Source organism: Methyloceanibacter sp. (assembly GCF_051306395.1).
Lineage (GTDB): Bacteria > Pseudomonadota > Alphaproteobacteria > Rhizobiales > Methyloligellaceae > Methyloceanibacter.
This window is the reverse complement of the sequence record NZ_JBPPND010000004.1, coordinates 1-6,773: the sequence shown is the minus strand read 5'-3', so window position 1 is coordinate 6,773 and position 6,773 is coordinate 1. Positions and strand designations below refer to the sequence as shown.

The 6,773-nt window shown below is 60.3% G+C and carries 6 protein-coding genes; 1 reads left to right on the top strand and 5 read right to left on the bottom strand.

Annotated features, from left to right (window positions below; all coding sequences use genetic code 11):
- Nucleotides 1-304 precede the first annotated feature (304 nt).
- Nucleotides 305-1,093: a molybdopterin-binding protein gene (locus ACSLE4_RS00340; protein WP_435902503.1), complete on the bottom strand. Its 789-nt coding sequence runs from the start codon at nt 1,091-1,093 to the stop codon at nt 305-307.
- Complete coding sequence (locus ACSLE4_RS00335) at nt 1,090-1,938, bottom strand: cytochrome b/b6 domain-containing protein (RefSeq protein ID WP_435902502.1); 849 nt, start codon at nt 1,936-1,938, stop codon at nt 1,090-1,092. The genes ACSLE4_RS00340 and ACSLE4_RS00335 overlap by 4 nt, the downstream gene beginning before the upstream one ends.
- A 439-nt stretch (nt 1,939-2,377) precedes the next feature.
- Between ACSLE4_RS00335 and ACSLE4_RS00330 the strand changes: the two genes are divergently transcribed.
- Complete coding sequence (locus ACSLE4_RS00330; RefSeq protein ID WP_435902501.1) at nt 2,378-3,979, top strand: peptide chain release factor 3; 1,602 nt, start codon at nt 2,378-2,380, stop codon at nt 3,977-3,979.
- Between the two features lie 89 nt (nt 3,980-4,068).
- Here ACSLE4_RS00330 and ACSLE4_RS00325 read toward each other — a convergent pair whose 3' ends face one another.
- The 3 genes from ACSLE4_RS00325 to ACSLE4_RS00315 form a co-directional block, all read right to left on the bottom strand.
- Nucleotides 4,069-4,920, bottom strand: coding sequence for an extracellular solute-binding protein (locus ACSLE4_RS00325; RefSeq protein WP_435902500.1), 852 nt, complete (start codon nt 4,918-4,920; stop codon nt 4,069-4,071).
- 13 nt (nt 4,921-4,933) lie between these two features.
- The gene (locus ACSLE4_RS00320) at nt 4,934-5,575 is read right to left on the bottom strand and encodes an ABC transporter ATP-binding protein (protein ID WP_435902499.1); all 642 of its coding nucleotides are present in this window, start codon (nt 5,573-5,575) and stop codon (nt 4,934-4,936) included.
- A 115-nt stretch (nt 5,576-5,690) separates the two neighbouring features.
- On the bottom strand, nt 5,691-6,398 hold the full coding sequence (locus ACSLE4_RS00315; protein ID WP_435902498.1) for an ABC transporter permease: 708 nt from the start codon (nt 6,396-6,398) through the stop codon (nt 5,691-5,693).
- Nucleotides 6,399-6,773: the final 375 nt, after the last annotated feature.

The window sequence follows — 6,773 nt, the reverse complement described above, 5'->3', positions numbered from 1 at the left end:
CTCGCCGCCCGCGCGACAGCGTCCGGCTGCGTGCGAGCCGCACCTCCCGGCAGTGTGCCCCAGCGTAACAGGTTCGACACAATCACCTCGGCGGCCGCTTCGTTTCCGGTCGCGGTGAGGTGCACGTCATCGAGTAGGTTGGTGCGACCACAGCGACGGTAGCGAAGACTACAGCGACGGGAGCGAGGATTACAGCGAGTAGGCTCCAGCCGAAGCGAAGTTGAATTGGTGTGAGGAAGTCAGACAGAAGACCCTGTGTTTGGTTTCCTCGCCACCGAGTTTGCCGCAGGTCTATGCGGTCGGGTCAAATCCCCGCGTACCACTCGTAGCCGCGGTCTTCCCAATAGCCGCCCTTCCCCCGGGCGATCTGGGCAAAGCTGCTCACAGCCTCGATGGTGTGGACGTATTTGGGCTGCTTGTAGCCGAGCTGCCGCTCGATCCTCACGCGCATCGGCGCGCCGTTGGGGACAGGGAGCGTCTGGTTATTGAGACCGTAAGCGAGGATCGTCTGGGGATGCCGCGCATCCACGAGATCGCAGCTTTCATAATAGAAATTCGGTCCGGATGCTCCGCTGCCCATGTTGTCGTAGCAATGGAACACGATGTAGCGCGCGTCGGGCTTCAGCTTCACCTCGTCGAGCACCACAGACAGCGGCGTGCCCGTCCATTTCGCGATGCAGCTCCAGCCCTCGACGCAATCATGCCGCGTGATCTGCGTGCGCGACGGCATGTTGCGCAGCTCGGCCAGGGAATAGCTCTTGGGCGTTTCCACGAGACCGGTCACGGAAAGGCGATAGTCGGCGAAATCGTTCGCCTTTAGAGCCAGGTACTCCGCAGATTGCGGATCGGTCGATCCGTTGGGCCTTTGGCCTTGGCGGATCTCGCTTTCCGCGTATTCGCGCGCCAGCGCATCGCCGATCAAGAAGCGCTGAACGTAATACGTCACGTCGTTTGCCTTCTCGAGGATTTCGCGGACACTGCCGCCGCGATCGCCCAGAAAATTGAACGCGTCGCAGCCGCCAAGCACCAAGGACGACGCACCGGCGGCGCCGGCACCGATAAACGTCCTGCGCGTGAGGATCGTCTTGCTCATGACGCGGAGTCCCCCGTGGTCTCGGGGTCGGTGCGATACCAGCCCGTGATCATGGAGCGAAGCTCGTTGATGGGGCCGGCCGCGAACACCATCACGATGTGCACGAGGAAGAACAGGACGAGCAGCGTCATCGTGACGAAGTGAATGGTGCGCGCCGTCTGCCGGCCTCCGAAGATATCCAGAAGCCAGGGCCACGCGGCGTCCATGCCCGGACTCATCGTGAGGCCGGTCAAGACGATGACCGGGAAGAGCACAAAGAACACGATGCAATAGGTCAATTTCTGCAGGACGTTGTATCGGCCCGTGTGGCGAAAGCGGAAGCGCGCGTGATCGGCGACGTCACGCGGAAGCTGAGCAAGGTCCCTGCTCGTCGGCCTGAGATCCCGGCGGATATGACCGTTCACGAGGCTGGCGACGAGCCAGACGAAAAGCGTGGCGACCAGCACCCAGGCAAAGAAAAAGTGGACCACACGGCCCGTCGCCAGGTCGCGATAGGAGGGGATGGTCATGGCGGCGGGAAATCCGCGCGCTTGCGGATTCTCGCGCGTGCCGCTGAGGCCAAATACGCCCGTGGTGTCGAACTGCCGGCCGAAAATCGTGGTCCGGCCCTCAAGCCCTTGGGGCGTCCTGACCGTTCCCATAGCCAGAACGGAATTGTCGAAGCCGAAGCCGCTCTGCTTGCCGATATAAAGCGTGGAATGAGCGTTGAAGATTTGGAGCCCCGACAACAAGAGAAAGAACAGGGATATGGCCCAGATCCAATGGGTCGCCCGCGTCCAGATCGACTGCCGGTAGACCAGCGGCCTGGCGGTCTCGGAGTCGCGATGCGCTTCAGACAGGGCCATGGTGCCCTCTTGATTGGGGAGGGGAACCGTACCACCCCCGCCTACCGCGTGGCTACGGAGCGGCGTCATCACGTTTTGGCTATCGAGCACGGCGCTGAATTCTAAAGCCGGCTACGTGTCCGGCATAGATGTGAGGACCACTGGTTCCAACAGCCCCGTCACAATCGTCAACAGCGGCGACATTCAGGCGGTCGCCGGCCTATAGCATCGCGTTCTGAAGGGCTCATTCCTTATCGAGAAAGGACTACACAAAGCCGCACGCCGCAATTAAGTTCATGCCGCTGCTTGAGACGTTCGGTATTTCCCCTGAGCGCTCCGCCGCGTTGACGGCCGAGAACGGTCTCTCTTTCCTATTTGACGATCCCGTGGATGCCGAATTGATGCGGCAGCAGTTCGGGCGAGCCTTCCAAAGGTCGGATTCGACCCAAACAGCGCTATCATGATGACAATCAACACTACCAGTTCAGAAGCAGGCGCGGATCGTCGGACCTTTGCGATCATTTCGCATCCGGACGCCGGCAAGACCACCCTGACGGAGAAGCTTCTCTACTTCGCCGGCGCTATCCGAATGGCAGGTCATATTAAGTCGCGCGGCGAACAGCGGCGGACGCAATCCGACTGGTTGGCTATGGAGAGGGCCCGAGGCATCTCGGTCTCGAGTTCCGTCATGACCTTCGAGCACGCCGGACTGACGTTCAATCTGCTCGACACGCCCGGCCACCATGACTTTAGCGAGGACACCTATAGAACACTGAGCGCGGTGGACTCGGCGATCATGGTTATCGACGCCGCCAAGGGCATCGAGAGCCAGACACGCAAGCTATTCGAAGTCTGCCGCCTCAGGGACATCCCCATCATCACGTTCATCAACAAGATGGACCGGGAGGGCCGCGATCCGCTGGAACTCCTCGACGAGATCGAAAGCACCTTGGCACTCGATGTCTCGCCGATCACCTGGCCGGTCGGCAGCGGAGTCAATTTTCACGGCTGCTTCGACCTGCGTCAGTCCAAATTTTACACCTCGTCTGCCGGACGCGGCGGCGCGTACGACCTCGATTTGGCGCTTACCGGCATTCACGATCCCGAGCTGGATCGGATTGTGCCGCCTGACGTGGCGAGCGCCTTTCGCGAATCCGCGGAGCTTGCTTCCAGCGTCTATCTCCCGTTCGATCCGAAATCTTTCCTTCAAGGCCACATGACTCCGGTGCTGTTCGGAAGCGCCCTCAAGGACTTTCCCCTGCCCCGGCTTCTGGAGGTTCTCGCCGAATACGCGCCCGCACCGCAGCCACAGCCGGCAGAGCCGCGCCCCATCCGGCCAGAAGAGAACAGAGTTACGGGATTTGTGTTCAAGGTGCAGGCGAACATGGATGCAAATCACAGGGACCGAGTGGCGTTCGTCCGCCTGTGTTCCGGCCGCTTTCGCCGGGGCATGAGGCTTAAGCACGTTAGAAGCGGTCGTGCGCTCGCCGTAAACAATCCAATTTTCTTTTTCGCCCGGGAGCGTGACCTGGCAGAGGAGGCCTATCCCGGCGACATTATCGGCATACCCAATCATGGGACGTTGCGCGTCGGCGATGCCCTCTGTGAAGGCGATGATGTGCGCTTTACAGGTCTTCCGAATTTTGCCCCTGAGGTGCTTCGCCGGATACGGCTCGACGATCCCATCCGCGGCAAGCAATTGAAGCGGGCCCTCAACGACTTCGCGGAAGAAGGCGTGACTCAGGTTTTCGATCTGGTCTCCGGCAGCGGAGCGATTATCGGCGCGGTGGGCCAACTGCAACTGGACGTGCTCTCCGATCGCATGCAATCCGAGTACGGTATCCGGGTCGGTCTTGAGCCAGCGCCGTATGCGACGGCCCGCTGGGTCAGAAGCAAGGACGAATCAGCTTTCAAGCTGTTCATCGAACGCGAGCGACACTCGATCGCGAGAGACCGAGACGGTGAGCCGGTGTTTCTCGCGCGGAACGCTTGGGAATTGAGCCATACCAAGGATAAATGGCCCGCCATCGAATTTTTGGAGACGCGCGAACGGTCAGGCTGATGCGCAAATTTGCTCTTCAAAGTGAGAGGATGACGCTATTTCATTCTCGCGTCGGTGCCACGCGGATTGGATGAAACTCGCTACTCGCCCTACGTTCCCGGACGCGCATTGGGAAAAAAGAGCTGCTTCCCGTCGATCTTGTAACTCGCGATGGCCTTCTGCCCTTCCGCGCTTGTAAGCCAATCAACGAACGCTTGTCCTTGTTTGGCTTTCACACGAGGATGCTTTTCCGGACTGACTAAGGTCACACCGTACTGGTTGAAAAGGGTGGGATCGCCCTCGACCAGGACCTCGAAATCGCTCTTGTTGCCGAAGCTCAGCCAGGTCCCCCGGTCCGTGAATGTGTAGGCATGCTTGCCGACGGCGGTGTTCAGAGTCGCGCCCATTCCGGAGCCGGTTTCAAGGTACCAGTCGCCGCTCGCTTTGGTCGGATCGACCCCCGCCTGCTTCCATAGACTGAGCTCAGCCTTATGCGTCCCCGAGTCGTCACCGCGCGACGCAAACGGAGCTTCGGCCTCTGCGATCTTCTTGAGGGCATGGTCCGCGTCTTTCAGGCCTGCAATCCCGGCGGGATCCGAGGCAGGACCGACGACGATAAAGTCGTTGTACATGACGTCATGCCGTTTCACCCCCCAACCCTCAGCCACGAACTTTTCCTCGTCGGGCTTGGAGTGTACGAGCACCACGTCGCCATCGCCGTTCCGCGCGTTTTTCAGCGCCTGGCCGGTACCAACGGCGACCACGCGCACCTCAATACCGGTCTTCTCCGTGAACTTCGGCAAAATATGATCGAACAGTCCGGAGTTCTGCGTGGAGGTCGTCGACTGCACGACAATAAAGTCGTCCTGCGCGGCGAAGCCCACGGCAGCGACCGGAGCGAGCAATAGTGTGGCGAGGAGCGGGAGAATTGTGCGTCTATGCAAGAAGGCAATCACGGCCAAGCCTTTCTCAAGCTCAGAGGACGATGCCACCGTTTAGAAACGCGCGCGCCCCGTCGCTTTTGGGTTGTTCAAAGAAGCCTTCGCTATCTTGATGCTCGATAACGCGGCCGTGGTGCACGAAGACAACGTCACGCGCGAGACGCCGTGCCTGGCCGATGTCATGCGTCACTAGAATAACCTTGATTCCGCGGCGCTGAGCGCCAAGCAGCAGGCGCTCGATCGCGAGTGTCGAAGTGGGGTCGAGGCTAGAGGTCGGCTCGTCGAGAAATAAGACATCCGGCTCCAAGCTGAGGGCCCTGGCGAGGCAGAGCCGCTGCTGCTCGCCGCCCGACAGCACGCGTGCCGGTGTGGAAGCATAGGCTTCAAGCCCCGCAAGCTTCAGGGTCTCGTCAACACGTATGGCGCGCTCAGGCCGCACGATCCCGCGCAAACCCAAGGCGTGGGAGACATTGGCGGCAACTGAGCGGCGAAGCAGAACGGGCCGCTGGAAGACCATGGCCTGCCGGCGGGCCAGCTGGCGGTCCAGTGTCCGACCCGCCCAGAGAATCTCGCCTTCCGTCGGGGCGATGAGCCCGTGCAGCAGTCTCAGCAGAACGCTTTTTCCCGCGCCGTTGGGGCCCATGATCGCGGTCATGTGGCCACTGTCGATGGTCATATCGAGGCCATCGATTACGCGCTTTCCGCCGGTCTCGTACACGAGGCCGCGGACTTCGACTGGCAGAGGCGGAGTCGCGAGACGATCGCCGAGGCGTGGGAGTGGAGTGGTCGGATCAAGCATAGGCGAGACGACTGGCAAGACGCTGCACCCAGATCAAAGAGGCGTTGACGGCAAAGGCGATGGCCAGGAGAAGAATTCCCAAAGCGAGCGCAAGTGCGATGTTCCCCTTTGAAGTTTCCAAGGCGATGGCCGTCGTCATCGTACGTGTAACGTGATCGATATTGCCACCGACGATCATGACCGCGCCGACTTCTGCAATGGCTCGACCAAACCCGGCCAGCACGGCCGTGATCAGGCGATAGCGGCCGTCCCAAAGCAACGTTACGACAATGGCACCGGACGACGCGCCCAACGAGCGCAGTTGCTCGTCATATTCTTCCAGGAGGTCCTCACAGGCCTGCCGTGTCAGTGCGCCTATGATGGGGGTCACGAGGATGACCTGGGCGATAATCATGGCCGTGGGCGTGTAGAGGAGCTGAAGGACTCCAAGAGGCCCAACGTTCGAAAGCAGGAGGTACACAATGAGGCCCGCCACGACCGGCGGAAGACCCATTAAAGCGCTGAGAATTGCGGATACGGCGCCCCTCCCCGGGAAGCGGTACACGGCCAGCGCTCCGCCAATAGCAAAGCCGAGCAGGCTGGCGATCGCCACCGCCGTCACGCTGACTTTCAGAGAAAGAACGAGGATTTCGACCAGGTCCGGGTCGAGCGTAACGATAAGACCGAGGGCTGTGCGAAAGGCGTCGATAAAGTCGGTCATTTGAACGAAACCCAGTGGTGTCCTTTGATCAGGATTTCCGATCGGTCATTCAGTTATTCCGATCGTTCAGTCCACAAAAGTATACCGCTTTGGTGCCAACCCAGGCACGTTGTCCCTAGTTCACTTGCTCACCTACATCAGTGGCTGGTATCACAAGATTATAAGTCTTCAAATTTTCCGCTGGGCCTCAGTTTGATCTGATAGGAAGATTGGTAGAGTGGCGCAGGAAGCACCGTTGAACGGTGGGCCTGATCGGCCCGCAAGAAATGTCGGATCTCGTAAGCGTGCGCGCGGTTTTCCGAAGGGACGACAGCTCGACCTCGCCGCGTTGGAGCAAGTCCGTGAACTGTTGGGCGATCGTCCCCGCCGTCACGA